Source organism: Vibrio natriegens NBRC 15636 = ATCC 14048 = DSM 759 (genome assembly GCF_035621455.1).
In the GTDB taxonomy this organism is placed as follows: Bacteria; Pseudomonadota; Gammaproteobacteria; order Enterobacterales; family Vibrionaceae; genus Vibrio; species Vibrio natriegens.
Genome location: NZ_CP141823.1, coordinates 1,073,246 through 1,090,577, shown reverse-complemented (window position 1 = coordinate 1,090,577; position 17,332 = coordinate 1,073,246). Strand labels below are relative to the sequence as shown.

The 17,332-nt window shown below is 45.9% G+C and carries 11 protein-coding genes; 2 read left to right on the top strand and 9 right to left on the bottom strand.

Annotated elements, in window-relative coordinates; translation table 11 throughout:
• The first annotated feature begins 254 nt into the window (after positions 1-254).
• Together VER99_RS19290 and VER99_RS19285 are read left to right on the top strand one after the other, a co-directional pair.
• Positions 255-1,523 carry a DUF1835 domain-containing protein gene (locus VER99_RS19290; RefSeq protein WP_020333465.1) on the top strand — a complete coding sequence of 423 codons (1,269 nt, stop codon included), beginning with the start codon at positions 255-257 and terminating at the stop codon, positions 1,521-1,523.
• 420 nt (positions 1,524-1,943) lie between these two features.
• A complete protein-coding gene (locus VER99_RS19285; protein WP_014234981.1) occupies positions 1,944-3,248 on the top strand; it encodes a dicarboxylate/amino acid:cation symporter in 1,305 nt (434 codons plus the stop codon).
• Positions 3,249-3,342: 94 nt separating this feature from the next.
• On the opposite strand, the gene VER99_RS19280 is transcribed toward VER99_RS19285, so the two are convergent.
• The 9 genes from VER99_RS19280 to VER99_RS19240 all read right to left on the bottom strand — a co-directional run bounded on the left by VER99_RS19280 (position 3,343) and on the right by VER99_RS19240 (position 16,780).
• A complete protein-coding gene (locus VER99_RS19280) occupies positions 3,343-3,720 on the bottom strand; it encodes a YkvA family protein (protein WP_020333466.1) in 378 nt (125 codons plus the stop codon).
• 162 nt (positions 3,721-3,882) lie between these two features.
• Positions 3,883-5,007: a M20 family metallopeptidase gene (locus VER99_RS19275; protein WP_020333467.1), complete on the bottom strand. Its 1,125-nt coding sequence runs from the start codon at positions 5,005-5,007 to the stop codon at positions 3,883-3,885.
• Between the two features lie 9 nt (positions 5,008-5,016).
• Positions 5,017-5,484, bottom strand: coding sequence for a YjiG family protein (locus VER99_RS19270; RefSeq protein ID WP_020333469.1), 468 nt, complete (start codon positions 5,482-5,484; stop codon positions 5,017-5,019).
• Complete coding sequence (locus tag VER99_RS19265) at positions 5,484-6,221, bottom strand: nucleoside recognition domain-containing protein (RefSeq protein ID WP_020333471.1); 738 nt, start codon at positions 6,219-6,221, stop codon at positions 5,484-5,486. The genes VER99_RS19270 and VER99_RS19265 overlap by 1 nt, the downstream gene beginning before the upstream one ends.
• A 276-nt stretch (positions 6,222-6,497) precedes the next feature.
• Positions 6,498-8,558, bottom strand: a complete 2,061-nt coding sequence (locus tag VER99_RS19260; RefSeq protein ID WP_020333472.1) for an alpha-amylase — start codon at positions 8,556-8,558, stop codon at positions 6,498-6,500.
• Between the two features lie 161 nt (positions 8,559-8,719).
• The gene (mtgA, locus tag VER99_RS19255) at positions 8,720-9,397 is read right to left on the bottom strand and encodes a monofunctional biosynthetic peptidoglycan transglycosylase (RefSeq protein ID WP_014234984.1); all 678 of its coding nucleotides are present in this window, start codon (positions 9,395-9,397) and stop codon (positions 8,720-8,722) included.
• Positions 9,398-9,543: 146 nt separating this feature from the next.
• Positions 9,544-11,748 carry a 1,4-alpha-glucan branching protein GlgB gene (gene glgB / locus VER99_RS19250; protein WP_020333473.1) on the bottom strand — a complete coding sequence of 735 codons (2,205 nt, stop codon included), beginning with the start codon at positions 11,746-11,748 and terminating at the stop codon, positions 9,544-9,546.
• Positions 11,749-12,029: 281 nt separating this feature from the next.
• Positions 12,030-14,210: a 4-alpha-glucanotransferase gene (gene malQ, locus VER99_RS19245; RefSeq protein ID WP_020333474.1), complete on the bottom strand. Its 2,181-nt coding sequence runs from the start codon at positions 14,208-14,210 to the stop codon at positions 12,030-12,032.
• Between the two features lie 116 nt (positions 14,211-14,326).
• Positions 14,327-16,780 carry a glycogen/starch/alpha-glucan phosphorylase gene (locus VER99_RS19240; RefSeq protein WP_020333475.1) on the bottom strand — a complete coding sequence of 818 codons (2,454 nt, stop codon included), beginning with the start codon at positions 16,778-16,780 and terminating at the stop codon, positions 14,327-14,329.
• Between the last annotated feature and the right edge of the window lie 552 nt (positions 16,781-17,332).

Here is a 17,332-nt window from a genome sequence, read left to right as displayed (position 1 = left end):
CCAGGATAGCCCTGCCAATCGAGGTGGGGCTTTGTTTTTATTAACTATTCCTTCTCTGAACCCTGATTTTCGGTTGCCAGTCATTCAGCCGTCGCCTATGATAAACGAGCTCACGCCTAAAGCACCCAACACTCGCGGAAAGAACTCGGTTCACGGCAATTTGGCTTCCCTGCATTTCCAGCAGGTACACTCTGTTTTTACCTTCTTAAAGCTTCTGTTCAGGCGAGTGTGGAAGAGAATAAGAAAGGTGAAAAATGCAACCTCACAACAGCTTCTCAATTAATCTCAATCAGCAAAAAATCATTGCTAAAAAGCGTTTAAAGGCAATTCGTCAACGTGACTTCAATACGCTTGATCTCGTTAAACAGTTTCACTCCCAACCCGACACTCTATCTTTTGAATCTATTCAGCTTGCTGATGTTCAACATGCTTTAGCAAGAGAGCTCGGCTTAGCGAGTTGGAACAAACTAAAAGCTCACGTGGAACGTTTAGAATCGCATAAGAACGCTATCGCTAAACGAGAAAAAGCGTTAGACAGTGGCCTGAGTACGCTCCATGTTCGTTGTGGGCATGATATTCAGGAAAAACTTAAAGAGAGCGGCTTTGAAGGCCAGTTTCTCCCAATGATTGATCCACTATGCATGGGCCCTATTCCTAAAGCTGAGCAATCATTTTTAGCCATACGCGCTCAGTTCGTTGTTGATACGCTGCTGCCCGTTATGGGGCATAAAGAATCTGTTCAAAACATCGCTCAGCAAGAGCAGCGTAACGTAGAGACTCTGCTAGACGATAAGTTTGAGCGCATCGTATTTTGGGTGGAGCATGATAGCTATGATCAACTTATGTTGATCCGTTGCCTGACTTATCTTGAGAACGTAAAAGCTAAAGTCATTGAGATCATTGAATTGAACCAATTCCCCGGTACAGAACGTTTTATCGGTTTTGGACAATTACCCGCAGAGGCGATTCGTTCATGCTGGCATGATCGCAAGCCGATAAACGCAAGATTAATGAGCCAGGCCAGTCGGTGTTGGCAAGCTCTCACAGAAGAAACGCCAGATTCTATTGTCTCTCTATTAGAACAACATGAGTTGGATTGCTTGCCAAATATGAGTGCGGTTCTTATACGGCATTTGCGCGAGCTCCCCCATTCAATATCAGGGTTGAGCTTCACTCAGCGTCTCGCACTCGATGCACTAAAGGAACAAAACAACGCGATTTCAGTGAGTAAGTGGTTTCAGCTTTATCAGCAGAGCGAACCTTTGCCCTACCTGGGTGATGTGATGTTCTACGCACTGGTCCTTCCTTTAGCAACCAATGGGAAACCACTGATAACAGTAGACTCGTTAGAAAAAAACTGGTGGGAGCAACAAGTGTGTATAACCGAGCATGGAATACAGTGCTTAAACGGTAATGTTAAATTTGAGCAACAATATTGGGTTGGTGGAATTCCAAACAACAACAAAAGCCGTTGGGAGTGGGATCATCTGCAGCTATCTAGCCTGTCCCATGTTCAATGTTGATACGGCGCTGAATTTACCAACTTAGTGGCTAAAGATAACAGAGCGATGCGAATAGTGAGATAAATGTATTGCTCTAATTATCGACTACTAATGCGCATTATATAAGCAAGTTTCAGTTGCATATTTAGTCCCACATTAACCAGGGGTGAATAATCACGAGTTCAATATGCAACCAAAACATAGAACACCAAAGTGTAACAATAGGTGAACATTAGTTTTATACTCGATAAAAGTGTTAAAAAACAGCCATTACAACCAGCATTAAAGTTAAATAACTGTTAAAATAATATTTTTTATGGTGACCGTGGTCACATCTACCGACCAAGATTAGGTTTTTTCTTTCGTGTTTTTTCACTCCGCTGCTAACCTGCACGCCACTTTGAAGTGAACTCAGAGTGCATAACTATAAGGAGTGTTCTCATGAATACCAAGAAACCGATGTCGCTTACCAGCCGTGTTATTTTCGGTATGGTGGCGGGTATCTTGACAGGATTTGCAATTCGCACACTTTTTGCTGACAACGGATTTGTCGACGCATACATTGTTAATGGACTATTTGAAGTTGGTGGACAGATCTTTGTCGCCAGCTTGAAGATGCTAGTAGTACCTTTGGTATTTGTATCACTCGTTTGTGGTACTAGCTCTCTTAAAGACCTATCTACTTTAGGTCGCATGGGTGGTAAAACCCTAGCTTTATACATTGCAACAACGGCTGTCGCTATCACACTTGCTCTGACTATGGGCACCGTGTTCCAGCCAGGCGCTGGCGCTGATCTTACTGCGGTAAGCTCATTTAAGTCAGCAGAAGCACCGTCTTTGGGTCAGGTGATCATTGATATGTTCCCGACTAATCCAATCAGTGCAATGGCTGAAGGTAAAACACTTCAAGTTATCGTGTTTGCCGTTTTATTTGGTATCGCGATCAGTGCTGCTGGTAAACCAGGCGAGCGTATCGCTGCATTCTTCTCAGACTTGAATGAAGTGATCATGAAGCTAGTTGCTATTTTGATGAACCTGGCACCATTTGGTGTGTTCTTCCTGATGGCGAAGCTGTTTACTGGTTTGGGCTTGGGTGCAATCCTAAACCTTGCCGAGTACTTTATCGTTCTAGCTGGCACACTGCTGCTACACGGTCTGGTAACGTACAGCCTAATGTTAAAAGGGTTTACTGGTCTTAGCCCAATTACCTTCCTGCGTAAAATGGAAGATGCTGTGATGTTTGCGTTCTCTACTGCATCATCAAACGCAACCATTCCGGTTACTATGGAAACAGCAAAACACCGCATGGGCGTAGAAAACCGTGTGTCTTCGTTCACTGTACCACTTGGTGCAACCGTGAACATGGACGGAACGGCGATCATGCAAGGTGTCGCTACCGCGTTTATCGCACAGGCATTCAACATTGATTTAACCATGGGTGACTACCTGATGGTTATCATGACGGCTACTCTGGCATCTATCGGTACTGCTGGTGTTCCTGGTGTTGGCCTTGTCATGCTAGCGATGGTACTAAACCAAGTAGGCTTGCCTCTGGAAGGTATCGCTCTGATTATGGGGGTTGACCGTCTACTGGATATGATTCGTACCGCAGTAAACATTACTGGTGATAGCGCAGTAACGGTTATTGTTGCTAAATCAGAAGGTGCATTGGATGAAGCTCGCTTCAACGATCCGATGGCCGGCGCAGCCGAAGAAGAAGTGCATCTTAAACGCGCTGACGCTTAAACCGTTTACGGTTATCCTGTCTAAAACAAAGCCCCGATGGAAACATCGGGGCTTTGTTCATTGAGAAAGGTTTATTAAGCAATCTTAAAGGCTTTTAGTCAGTAGCCATTGAATTCAGTTTCGCTCTGGCTTGTTCTTCATGCTCTGGCGTAATAGCGTTGCCAACCGTATTCGCCGCCAATGTAAGCGCTGCCATATCATCAGTGAATCCAACACCAGCCAGCACATCGGGCACCATATCCGTTGGGAGAACGAAATACGCTAATGCCCCACCTAGAATCGCTTTATGGCGAACAGAGGTATTGGCGTCTGTCATCGCGAGCCAGGATTTAATTCCCATCACAGCAAGCTCTTCACCCGCTTTTCTGACCGAGTTTTTCATCTTGCGCCAAAACGTTTTCTCATCTGGCGCTTTTAGTGTTTCTTCAACGGCGTCATTAGGCGCCGACTTTAAAGACATGGCTGTAGTCATCGTTGCCTCCGGTAGTTGTGACTCTGGCGCTAATACTAAGAGCCAGAACCTGAACACAGGATTAACAACAGAGATCATCGTAAGTAACCGGTTTAAAGGAAAATAAAAAATCCCCAAACTTTGGTTTGGGGATTGAAAGCTATTTGGCCGAGAACGAACGTTTTATTTAGCTATCTTCTCTAGTACACGCATCAGCATCTTGATGCGTGGCTCGACAGACTCTAGAAGTAAATATTCCTGCTCTCCGTGGAAGCCAGCTCCGACGGGGCCAAGACCATCTAATGTCGGAACGCCCAGAATAGCGGTATTGTTCGCATCAGAGCCACCACCTACTTCTTTCCAATTGATATCAATTGCAACCTCACTGGCAGCCTCTTCAACCAATGCCATTAAACCTTCGGTTTGTACATTCGGTAACATCGACGGTTTATACGCTTCTCGATCTAACTGAATGCTCACCCCATCAACAAACGGAGTTTTAGCTAAACAGAGCAGCTTGGTATCGACATCATCGTACTCTACGTTGCTCCAGAAGCGTACATCGACGATCGCTTCAGCCTGAGCAGGTACTATATTTGCCCCGTTACCACCCGACACAATACCCACATTTAACGTCGTGCCCGAGATAAAGTTGGTCATGCCGTTAACTGCAAGAATCCAATTGGCCATTTCGGTAATCGCACTACGGCCATTCTCTGGCTCGTTACCCGCGTGAGCAGCTACACCATTGAAGGATATTTTGTAACGCGCCATACCTTTGCGTGCTTTCACCAAACCACCGTCTGCACGTGCAGCTTCTGCGACCAGCACATTCTTGGCACTTTTTGCTACTGACTGAATCCAATCGACTGAATAAAGTGAGCCCGTCTCTTCATCCGGATTCATGCAAATACAAATCGACAGCTTTTCTAATACCGCTGTATCCAGATTTCGCATTGCATAAACGATGTTTAGCAAACCAGACTTCATGTCCGACACACCCGGACCGTACGCTTTATCTTCATCCACAGACATCGGACGCTGCTCTGCCGTCCCTACAGGAAAAACCGTATCTAAATGGCCAATCAGCATCACATCGATCTGTTCTGCCTCAGGCATGTTACGAATTTCTAACCCTATCCCTGCTCTGCCGCAATCAACTCGCTTAACACTCCAACCCAACATCGCATGAAACTTTGCTTCAAACTGAGAAGCAACAAATTCAATACCATCGGTAGTGTAAGTTCCGCAATCGACGTTAATTAATGGGCGTAACTCTTCAAGGTATTCATTGAGAGAAAACTGCATGTTTTACTCCTAAACAAACAGGTTCATGACCAACATTGCGCCAAATGCGTTCATCACTGAGATAGCAATCATGATTGGAATGTAACGACCTTCAGTGCCAATAGGACCCATAATCCGTCCCATGTATTGAACCTGCGAGCCCATCAGGTAGATTGCAGGCGCAAGAATCGCGATGTGGGTGCCATTAAGAATCCCTTGGTCAAACAGCGTGATAACCACACCCACAGCGCCACCCATTGACATCCAAGCGCCAATAAGTACGGCAGCCGCTTCACCTGGCAAACCAAATATCGCCATCACCGGAGAGAAGACAGTACCCATGAGATCCAGTGCGCCGGTGATCTGAAGTGCTTTGATAATTACAAATGCCATAAGAACGTTTGGTACCGTCGAAGTCGTCGCGATCACCCAACCTTTCTTTGCACCTTCAACGAAAATATCTGTCACCATAGGCTTGCTTGCTTTTACGTCACCCATTACGCGATCTCCTCTTTCAAGTTCTCAGTTTTGTTTTGCTCTTGTTTGTCTTCTTTACCTTCTGTGATGTTTAAGTAGATGCGGAATAAGTTTGCGCCAATAATCTTAAACGCAAACATGACCACAACCGCCAAGCCGATAGAAGACGTTACAGCCAAAGAGCCATCGGCCATGGTCAAAGTAAATAGCACGGCACCTGATGAGAAGAAGTTAACGATGGTTGCACCTGCAGTGAACTGGAACATAGTAAAGACATCGGTTTCACGTTTGGTAAGATGACCTTCATCTTTAAGTTGACGCGTCATCGCTGCGCCAGCATCGGTACTTTGAAGTGAAGCAATAAGGGCTAGACCAGAGTTGCCCGGAATGCCTACCATTGGGCGTAGTAGAGGAGTCAGCAGTTTGCGCGCCGCATCTAGTGCACCGCAATGCTCAAGAACATTGATCATGCCTAAAGCAAACATCACCGTTGGGATAAGAGTAAGCGCAAAAATAAAGCCATCTCGAGCACCGCTACCGCCTGAACCGCGAAGCGTTGTTGTCGTAACTTTTACACCGTCGGCCGTTTCAGTGACACCAGACGCCACCTTACCGAAAGAGCCATTTAATGTGGTGAAGTCAAACACGCCATACCATTGGTTTGATTTCAACATACCAGAGAAAAATACGATAGCAAACGCGAGTGCAAGATAGCACCCAAGCGTCACCTTTCGCTCAGTTTGAACAGGGGTTTTCATAACGTTACCTAAACATGTGGAATTTGATACATATGTTTACCTGAACAATGAGTGATAAATATGATTAATATCAATAAGAGTAACGAGCTGATTAAATATTAATTAACCATATTTTATTTTAATATTTGATTACAATTTAAACTTTAAAATACATGACGATGAGTTTTGCAGTTTTTAATTTGGCATTAACTTATTGGTAAATTAGATCCAGAATTTGAAATAAAAAGCCCTTCTTTGCAAAGAAGGGCTTTTAACTATTTATTGATCGCTTGTGAATTACCTATCTCGACCGACAAACGCAACCACTACCTTGTCACCAGCAAGAGTTCGAGAGAAGACATACGCTCCTTCCTGAGCGATTACGTGATGCTTACCCGCTCCAATCGCAGGGTGTGCTTTTCGGAACTGTCCTAGAGTCTGCCAATGTTTCAGCAACGATTGTTTCTCGTCAGTCAGCTTCCAGACCATGTCAGAACGAGTCCCTTGGTGGAAGTCGTCTGCATATGGGCCAATGTTACGCCCCACTTCATCGCCATAATAGACCTGTACAGCGCCAGGGCTTAACAACAGCGCATTCGCTGCGTTACGCTGCATGGCGTAGTCTTTAAAGCGTGAGAAGAATAGCTCGGTGTCGTGAGAGGACATATAGCTGACCGGGTTAAAGTCTTTCTCGTTAGCGATGGTATCGGCATAGCTTTGGTAGGTTTCAGCCATTTGGCTAAAACAGGCTGCGCCTTTATCAAGTTTCTTCTGCATATCAAAGTTGATCAGCGCATCGAAACCATCGTCAAAGTAAGGGCTGCGATATGCGGTGTGTCCCCATACTTCGCCCATCATCCAAAACGGTTGACCTGATTTACCGTTTTCTTTACGCCACTGTTCTAAGCTTTGAGAGGCTTCTTGCTTCAGGCGTTTCCAAACGTCACCTTCGACGTGTTTTACGGTGTCGACGCGATATCCATCAATGCCAAAGCGCTTCACCCAATCCGTTTGCCATTCAATTAAATAATCCGACACGGTGAAATTGTCTCGCGCCTTAACACGCGTACCCGGATTGTCTAGCAGCCACTTAGGTGGTGTTACCGCTTTATCAGATTCGGTGACAAAGTCCGGCAACCCAGCGAGCGACATAGTGATATCGCTGCTGCCCGGCTCAGGATAGCCCGGTAAACCTGCTCTTACCCAATCACCACCCCACCAGTTAGCCCAGTTCGGACTTTGGTAATCAATATAATGGTGGTAGCTGTGCCAGTTTTCACCACTCTTTGGTTGCCAGTTCGCCCATTTTTCTGGCAAATCAGCACCCGGTTTGAGCACTTCGATACCATCAAACTGTAAATCGGCAAGTGTGGAGTAACCGGTGTGGTTGATGACGGCATCCATCAGCACTTTTAGCCCGCGTTTGTGCGCTTCTTCCACCAGCGTCTTTAAGTCAGCTTCACTGCCGAAGTTTTCGTCGATCTTAGTAAAGTCACGCGTCCAGTAACCGTGATAAGCATAAAATGGGAACGAGCCACTGTCGCCACCGCCAACAAAACCGTGCACCTGCTCAACAATCGGCGATAACCAAATGGCATCTGTCCCCAAGCTTTTGATGTAGTCCAGCTTATCAATCACTCCTTTGAGGTCGCCACCATGGAAGGTACCGATTTCTTCTTTTCCGTCCTTTTTACGCCCATAGCTAGCGTCATTGCTGCTGTCTGCGTTGTTGAATCTATCAACCATCACAAAGTAGATATTGGCATTTCGGTAGTCAAACGGTATTGCTTGCTTGGTTTTCTTCATCGGCTCAAGAAGTACGATTCCACCTGACGCTTGGTCTGGCACCAAAGAGACTTGTTGATTTTTCACTTCGACTACCTGCCCTGAGTAAGCATCCCGCAATTTGGTTCCATCGGGGAAACTATCCCCCAATGCAATGGACACTTCGCCACCTTGATAAACTTCACACTGGACTTTTGGGATCGGGCGTTTGAACTCAGTCTTCGCCGCTTTCTTTGGTTCTCGCTTAAACAGAAGCGTTTTTGCCTGCTCATCATAGGCAAACGAGTAGTCCCCGGTAAAACGTATTTTCAGCGCAAGTTCTGTCGGCTCTCCACAGTTCAGTGAAATGGGTGTATTGAACTTTACGTTTTGTCCGTCGGGCGCGGTACAACTTCCATCAATACCGGTTATTTTTAGTGTGTAGCCGTCTTTGGTAAGCGGCACGACTAAAGGTTGCTCGGCACTGAGTGGAAAATCGCGGCTGTTCGTTGTGGTAGATATGGTGATATTGGGTTCAGCAATAGCACTTGCCGAGGCGAGTAATAATGTCGTCGTGATCAGATTCAGTTTCATCGTTCTATCCATTGATTGCGTATGTAACCTACGCAAATTTATTAGTTTTATTCACACTAATAGTAAATGGATGAAAATTTGAGCACATCATTCTAATAGACTACGCCCTAAAGCTTGGATTAACTCACATTTTTGCTTTATCAGGGCGTAGTTTGAAATTTCTACAAATGAACGCTGCCTAGATTTCGCATTTGATTCATCGCCCATCTGGTGCGGCGCTGTGTATAGTCGCTTTGTGGGTAAACTTTTATACGATAAGGATTAGGCAACACCACGGCTAATTGCGCCGCTTGCCACTTCGACAATCTATCTGAGCTTACGCCAAAGTAGTTCTGAGCAGCCGCTTCTGTACCATAGATACCCGGGCCAAACTCAACCACATTTAGGTAGACTTCCAGAATGCGCTCTTTGCTCCACATCGCTTCCATCAGCAGTGCAAAGTAAAGCTCATAGGCCTTACGCACATAAGAGTGGGCAGGAAACAAAAACACATTCTTGGCGGTTTGTTGGGTAATCGTGCTTGCTCCGCGGGATGGGCCATTTTCGTCCGCATTCGCTATCACATTAAACAGAGACTCAAAATCGACGCCATAGTGCGTCGGGAATTTTTGGTCTTCTGTTGCAATCACAGCAAGCTGCATGTTTTTGGAGATTTGCGACAAAGGCACCCATTCATGCTGACTGTGGTCAGGATAGTTTGTTGGAGGTGAGACAAGGCGACTGAGTTTCCAACCCCAAATTGGAGGATCGATAAACTTTACCGCCCCGACCATAACAATAGGGGCAAGCAACAGTACCAACACGACTTTAATTAGAAATGACTTTAGCCTTTTGATCATTCTCAGTATCCCGACAACGCTCCGCTTTAAAAGCAAGCGAGCAAGATTGCCGTATTCTGCAAAGAACAACAAGTTTCTGAGGTTAAAGTTTGGTCAAAAAAAGCCCGATTTACATTGTAAAGCGGGCTTGATGTTTTCAGTGGCGCTTATTTATCAAGCTTGTAGAACACCGTTGATAAAGGTGGGATGCGCAATCCAAGAGATTGTGAGAGCGACTCGCTTTCGATCGCTTCAGTTTCAACACTCTTGTGAACCTTGAAGCCACTGCCACCGTATTTGCTGTCATCGGTGTTAAGCAGAAGATCGTATCGGCCTTCATACGGAACGCCTAAGCGGAACTTCTCATGTGGTACTGGCGTAAAGTTGGTGATAACCAAAATACGCTCACCGTCCTCACTAATACGCTCATGAGCCAGAATACTCGCATCCGCTTCATCTTGAAGACGCCATTCGAAACCAGCAGGAATACAATCCTGATCGTGCATAGCTGGTTCAGTTCGGTATAGATGGTTTAAGTCACGAGTCAGATCTTGAACCCCTTTGTGACGTTCAAACTCCAATAAGAACCACTGCAGTTGATCATCATGGTTCCATTCCGCTGTCTGACCTAATTCTGCGCCCATAAAGTTAAGCTTTTTACCTGGCTGGCCGTACATATGGCCGTAGTAAGCACGCAAGTTAGCGGTTTGTTGCCATTCATCACCAGGCATTTTGTTGTGGATAGAGGCTTTGCCATACACCACTTCATCGTGCGACAGTGACAATACATAGTTCTCACTGTGTGCGTAAATAAGCGGGAACGTGATGGTATTGTGGTGGTATTTGCGATGAACAGGATCTTCTTTCATGTAAGAAAGACTGTCGTGCATCCAACCCATATTCCACTTGAATCCGAAGCCCAATCCGCCCATGAATGTTGGCGCAGACACACCTGGGAATGCCGTCGACTCTTCAGCAATCGTCATAGCATTCGGGAAGTGTTTGTACACCTCCTCGTTCATCCATTTTAGTGTCGCAATCGCTTCATAGTTTTCGTTGCCACCATCGACATTCGGAATCCACTGATCATGACTGCGTGAGTAGTCAAGGTAGATCATGGACGCAACAGCATCGACTCGAATACCATCGATATGGAATTGTTCGAACCAGTACAAGGCATTCGCGACTAGGAAGCGACGGACGTGCTCGCGGCCGACATCATAGATATACGAGTTCCAGTCTTGGTGCCAGCCGCGACGTGGGTCTGGATCGTGGAACAGAGGTGTGCCATCGAAGTTTGCCAGACCATGGTCATCGGATGGGAAGTGCGCTGGTACCCAATCGAGAACCACGCCAATACCCGCCTGGTGACAAGCATCAACAAAGTATTTGAAGTCATCTGGCGATCCATAACGGCTGGTTGGAGCAAACAGCCCCACTGGCTGGTAACCCCAAGAACCGTAGAATGGATGTTCAGAAACTGGCATCAGTTCAACGTGGGTGTACTCCATGTCGACCAAATATGGCACTAAGTGTTCAGCCAGTTCACGGTAGTTAAGAAACTCACCCTGCTCATTGCGTTTCCAGGAGCCAGCGTGTAGCTCATAGAAAGACAACGCTTCACTGCGCTTTTCCGTTACTGGACGACTTTGCCATTGCGTATCCTGCCATTGGTAACGGTTGTGGTCGTAAGTGATGGATGCGAATGACGGGTACTGCTCTGAATAAAAGCCCCATGGGTCTTGCTTATGAGGCAACCCTTCTCCATGTGGACCTTTTAGTTCGTATTTGTATTGTACGCCTTCTTCTAAGCCAGGAACGAACAAGCCCCAAATACCGTAATCGAGGCGTTGCATTGGCTGACGACGGCCATCCCACTGGTTAAATCCGCCGATCAAACTCACGGCTGACGCATGTGGTGCATAAACTAGGAAACGAACGCCAGAGATATGTTTACCTCCACGTTCTAGAGTGACAAAGTGCGAACCCATGTAGTGATACATGTCTTTCGGTGTGTGCAGGTGTTCGTACTCTTGGTAAATATTGTGGTATTGGTACGGGTCGTCAATGATTTGTTCAACGCCATTCCAATCTACAGCTAAGCGGTAATGTGTAAGGTGTAAATCGCGTTTTTCTTTGAGAATAAATCCGCTTTCACCTTCGCGTTCAAGGGCAACTCTTGGCTCCCCTTCAACCAATAATTCAACTTTATCTGCGCCTGGCATCCAGACTCTTAGGGAACCTTCACCATCATCAATAAATGGCCCCAGCGTCGCAAACGGATCCGAGTAAGAAGCCTGAGCTAGCAGTTCATAGGCACGTTCATACTTTTTCTTTGTTCTCTTTATTTTATTTGTTTTCGTGTTTTTCAAACCTTTCTCCCTAAAACCAATATCCACCTTAAACACACCGAGTTTAAGAAAATATTGGCTTGCACAGCCAACATTGTAAACTTACTAAAAAGCACTGCTTCGAACGTCAATGTTTGCAAGCAGCATCAAAAAACGAAAATGCCCGCTATTATTGCGGGCATAATAACAGTACTCCATCCTAACGGATTGTTTTTATAGAATGAGTGACGTAGATGGAAATTTCTTACCTAAGAGCAAACAAATTTATAATCAGTTCGCTTTCTCACTCATTCTATTCGTCCTTACTTGCTTGCCTGAGCGCGGACTTCCGTTAAACGTTTTGCAATTCGATTCACATCTTCACGACTGAAAATTTCATCAAGGTTCATCGACAGCTTACGACGCCAGTTTGGATACTCATCAACAGTACCAGGGATATTGACCGGTTGATCCATCTCTAGCCAGTCTTCCAGCTGAACACTAAGCAGTGCAGAATCACCTGCTGCAACATGCAGTTGAAGCGCTTCGCTTAAGTACGAATCCATTGGAACAAACTGCGCATCATGACCAATGCCTTCAGGCAGATAACCATGCCAGCGAACGCTATCCAGAATGCCTTGCTTGCACTTCAGGCGATCAGCAAACAGACCTTCTAATTGCTCTTCGTCTGGGTACAGACCAATCTCACGACCCATTTTCAAGTCATCACAGTGCCAGAAACCGCGTAGCGTTGGCATATCGTGCGTACACAGTGCCGCCATAGATTGCTCAGCATAATGCTTAGGAGAAATGAAGCCGCCGTCGTCTTTTGAGGTTTCAAAGAAAAACACTTTGTATGAGTGCACACCAGCATCGCGAAGAATATCAACGATTTCATCTGGCACCGTACCTAAGTCTTCACCAATCACTGAACATTGATGACGATGTGACTCAAGCGCTAAGATTGCCAGCATGTCTTCTACTGGGTAGTACAGGTAAGCCCCTTCTGTTGCCTTTTCGCCTTTTGGAATCCACCACAGACGCAGCAAACCAAGTACATGGTCAATACGTAGCGAACCACAATGCTTCATGTTGGCACGCAGCAGTTGGATGTAAGCGTCGTAACCCGTTGCTTCAAGCACTTGTGGGTTTAGTGGAGGCAGCCCCCAGTTTTGACCTAGTGGGCCCAGTACATCTGGTGGCGCACCAATACTTGCGTCCAGAACAAGGTTGCCTTCGTCAGCCCAAGTTTCACTGCCAGAATCCGCTACGCCTACTGCAAGGTCACGGTACAGACCTACAGACATGCCTTTTTCTTCTGCAAGTACTTGAGCTTCTTTGATTTGATCATCAGCGATCCACTGCAAGTACATGTACAGGTGAACGCGGTCTTTTTGATCTTTAATGTATTTCTGCGTTCCTGCCGACTCAAATGTACGGTATTTTTCAGGGAACGCTGGCCAACCCCACATATTTGAGTCTTCAGCGTGCAGATCGGCATGGATTGCATCAAATGCCGCTTGATGTAATAAGCTGTCGCCGCCTTTCTCTACGAATTCTAAGAATGCACGTGCACGGTCAGTATTCTTGTCCAGATGACGTGCTTTGAACTCGCTGAACAGAAGCGGTAACACGCTCATCTTAAGCGCAGAAACTTCTGTGTAATTAACCCAATGAGAATCACGAGCTTTTTGCAGGCGCTGCTGGAATTCAGCACTGCCAACTTGTTGCTGAGCTTCTGCACTCAGAGCAAATTCCGGTACGGATACCACATCAATATACATGATGTTCAACCAGCGGCGAGAAGACGGGCTGTATGGGCTCGCACCTTCTGGGTTTGCCGGGAACAACGAGTGAATTGGGTTCAGGCCAATGAAGTCCCCGCCACGCGAAGCAATGTCACTAACCAGTTGCTTTAGATCACCGAAATCACCGATACCCCAGTTATGCTGAGTACGCAGTGTGTAAAGCTGAATACTCGGGCCCCAAAGCTTTTTGTGTTCGTTAAGCGCATCTTGTTTGTAACAAGCTTTTGGAGTGATGATCAGCGACATTTCATAAGGCGTTTTACGACGCTTACGACTGATGATCAGTTTGTGATAACCCCATGCCAAGTTCTTTGGCAATGCAAACACTAGAGGGCCACCCTCAGCACGTTCATCACGAACAATTTGAGACTGAAGATAGCCTTCAAGTACCTCTCCTTGCTCTGTTTCTAAACGCCAGCTGAATTCACTCTCACGAGCACTCGTACCTAGGTTTAGTTCCACTTCGACAGGCTCGCCGTCGCGTAAAACAAGAACAGGGGCTAGTACGTCTTTCTTATGCTTCTTCTCAGCAGAAGCCAATAGTTTTTCATCGCTGCTAGTATCGTAGCCAAGTGAAGCGAGCAAACGGCGCAGAGTCTCATCAGACACTTTAGCCTCATCTCCCCATGCACTGACGTAACTGTCAGCCAATCTCGCCATTTCCGCGACTTTCTTTAATGCTGTTAGTTCTTTCATCGCTTTCTCCGAAGGTAATGCAAACACCTTCCATGTAGGGTTTTATTGTTATCAATAACTTATATTTGAAAATAACCAAAGGTAGCGCAGGGCTACCTTGGTTTTTACTTGTCTTATTAACGGTGAACCGGTTCTAGTTTCCAGATGTTGTTCACATAGTCTCGAATTGAGCGATCTGACGTGAACTTGCCAACGAGGGCGGTATTAAGGATGGCTTTCTTAGCCCAACCAGCCTGGTCTTTGTATTGCTCGCCCATATCTTCATGCGCTTTCACGTACGACGCGAAGTCTGCAAGACATAGGTACGGGTCACCGCCATCAAGCAGGCTGTCGTACGTTGCACGCAATAGACCCGGCTGACCTGGTGTAAATTCTTCACCGACAAGAAGATCCATTGACGCTTTTAGTAGATGGTCCGCATTGTAGTAATCAAACGGGTTGTAGCCTTGAGCTTTCAGCGCTTTCACACCTTCAACATCCAGACCGAAGATGTAGATGTTCTCGTCACCCACTTCTTCACGAATCTCAACGTTCGCACCATCCATTGTACCGATAGTAAGAGCACCGTTTAGCGCCATCTTCATGTTACCAGTACCTGACGCTTCTTTACCTGCTAGAGAGATTTGTTGTGATACGTCCGCCGCAGGAATGATGATTTCTGCCATGCTCACGCGGTAGTCAGGAATGAATACCACTTTAAGCTTGTTACCGATGCGAGGGTCGCTGTTGATCTTCTCTGCAATTTTGTTGATTGCGAAGATGATTTCTTTCGCTAGGTGGTAACCCGGTGCTGCTTTCGCTGCGAAGAATACAACACGTGGTACACAATCAAATCCAGGCTCGTTAAGGATGCGATGGTACAGAGACAACACATGTAGCAAATCTAGGTGCTGACGCTTGTACTCGTGTAGACGCTTGATTTGAACATCGAAGATCGCATTGGTATCCAGCTCGATACCCATGTTTTCTTTCACCCAGTGAGCCAGGCGTTCTTTGTTCTCTTTCTTCACTGCCATGAATTCTTTTTGGAAATTCTCGTCAGTAGCGTATTTCGCGATGCCTTCCAACAACTCCAGTTTCGCTGGCCATTCGCCACCGATCTTGTCAGTAATTAACTGAGACAGACCTGGGTTACAGAACTTCAACCAACGACGCGGAGTAATACCGTTCGTCACATTGTGTAGACGAGTCGGGTACAGCTCATGGAACTCAGGGAATAGGTCTTTCTTAACCAATTCAGAGTGAAGTGCTGCTACACCATTAACCGCGTATGAACCGATTACACTCAGGTTAGCCATACGTACCATGCGGTGGAAACCGTCTTCGATGATTGACAGTTTTTGCTGTTTCGCAACATCACCAGGCCACTTAGCACGAACTTCTTGCAGGAAGCGGTGGTTGATTTCGTAAATGATTTCCATGTGACGTGGAAGCAAGTGCTGAATGAGCGACTCTGGCCATGTCTCTAGTGCTTCTGGAAGTAATGTGTGGTTTGTGTACGCGAATGTGTGCGAACAGATTTCCCACGCCGCTTCCCAAGACAGACCTTTCTCATCAACAAGGATGCGCATTAACTCAGGAATAGCGATAGTTGGGTGCGTATCGTTAAGCTGGATAGTCTCTTGCTTTGGCAGTTCTTCTAGTGAGTAGCCTGCTGCTTCGTGGCGGCGAAGAATATCGCGTACTGACGCTGCAGAGTGGAAGTACTGTTGCATTAGACGAAGTGTTTTACCTTTCTCGTGGTTGTCATTCGGGTAAAGCACTTTAGTGATGTTGCCTGCGTCGATCAGCGCATGCTGAGCTTCGAAGTAGTTACCATTGTTAAAGCTAGCCAGTGAGAATGGAGCAATTGCCTGACATTCCCAAAGACGCAGTGGGTAAACTGTTTCTGATTCGTAGCCTACGATTGGTAGATCCCAAGGCATCGCTTTTACTGTCATGCCTGGAACCCATTTACGAACTTCTTTACCGTTCTCGTTGACCACTTCAACATGACCGTAGAAGCCGATTTCTTGAGCAAGCTCTGGACGAGCCACTTCCCAAGGGTAACCTTCTACGCCACACCATGCATCTGGCGCTTCTTGTTGACGGCCATCTTTGAAAGATTGCTTAAATAGACCGTATTCGTAGTGTAGGCCGTAACCCACTGTTGGGTATTCTTGCGCGGCACATGAATCCATGAAACAAGCTGCCAGACGGCCAAGACCGCCGTTACCCAATGAAGGATCGCGTTCTTCTTCAAGAAGGTCCGTTACGCTATGACCCAATTCAGCCATTGCTTCTGTTACTTGCTCGTACAGACCCATGCTGATTAAGTTATTGCCCGTTAAACGGCCAATTAGGAATTCTAGAGAAAGGTAGTTAACGCTCTTAGCACCTTTGATTCGAGGATCTTCTTCAGTAGCAAGCAAATCAAAAGTAGTGATCTCCGCTAGAGCACGACCCATTGCTAGGTACCATGCGCGGCTATCTGCGTTTTCAACAGTATGTGCGTAAGTCACTGATAGGTGTTTCTTTACGCTGTCTTGGAACGACTTTTTATCAAATTTTTTCTGTTGTGTAGGTTTCATTAAGAAATTCTCACGTCTTTTAGTAATTCATCTGCCATATATCGTGCATTTACCGGTGTGAATAAACATCCTCCTGTTTCTCCTCCTTTGAAGGAGGAGGAATGAGGGCGTAGAGGGGGGTACAACCGATCAGTTAGTGATCTGAATCGCAACAAAGCTTTTTACGCTCCGCTTCTTAGTGATTTCGATCACAGGCGAATATGAGAAAAGGCTAAAATTTACTCATAAAGTTTTTAAGACACTGTCGAAGCATGATGTAAATTTTGTCTTAGCGATCACACTCCCCTTGTTCACAAACACAAAAATTACATATTCATCGTGCAATAATTCCTACAAGGAATAACAAACCAGCCTAAAAAAGTGATCAAACTCACAAATAAAGGGCGTAGTTGGTGCCATTTAGCTCATCTCGTGAGAATTAGGAAGTGGATCAAAGTAAGGTGTAATAGCGATGTCGTAACATCCCACTCGATTTATATTTTTGTTTACTTTTTAAACAGATTAAAATTTGGTGACGAAAACCGTTTTCAGATTTCGCTAGCTTACATAAAT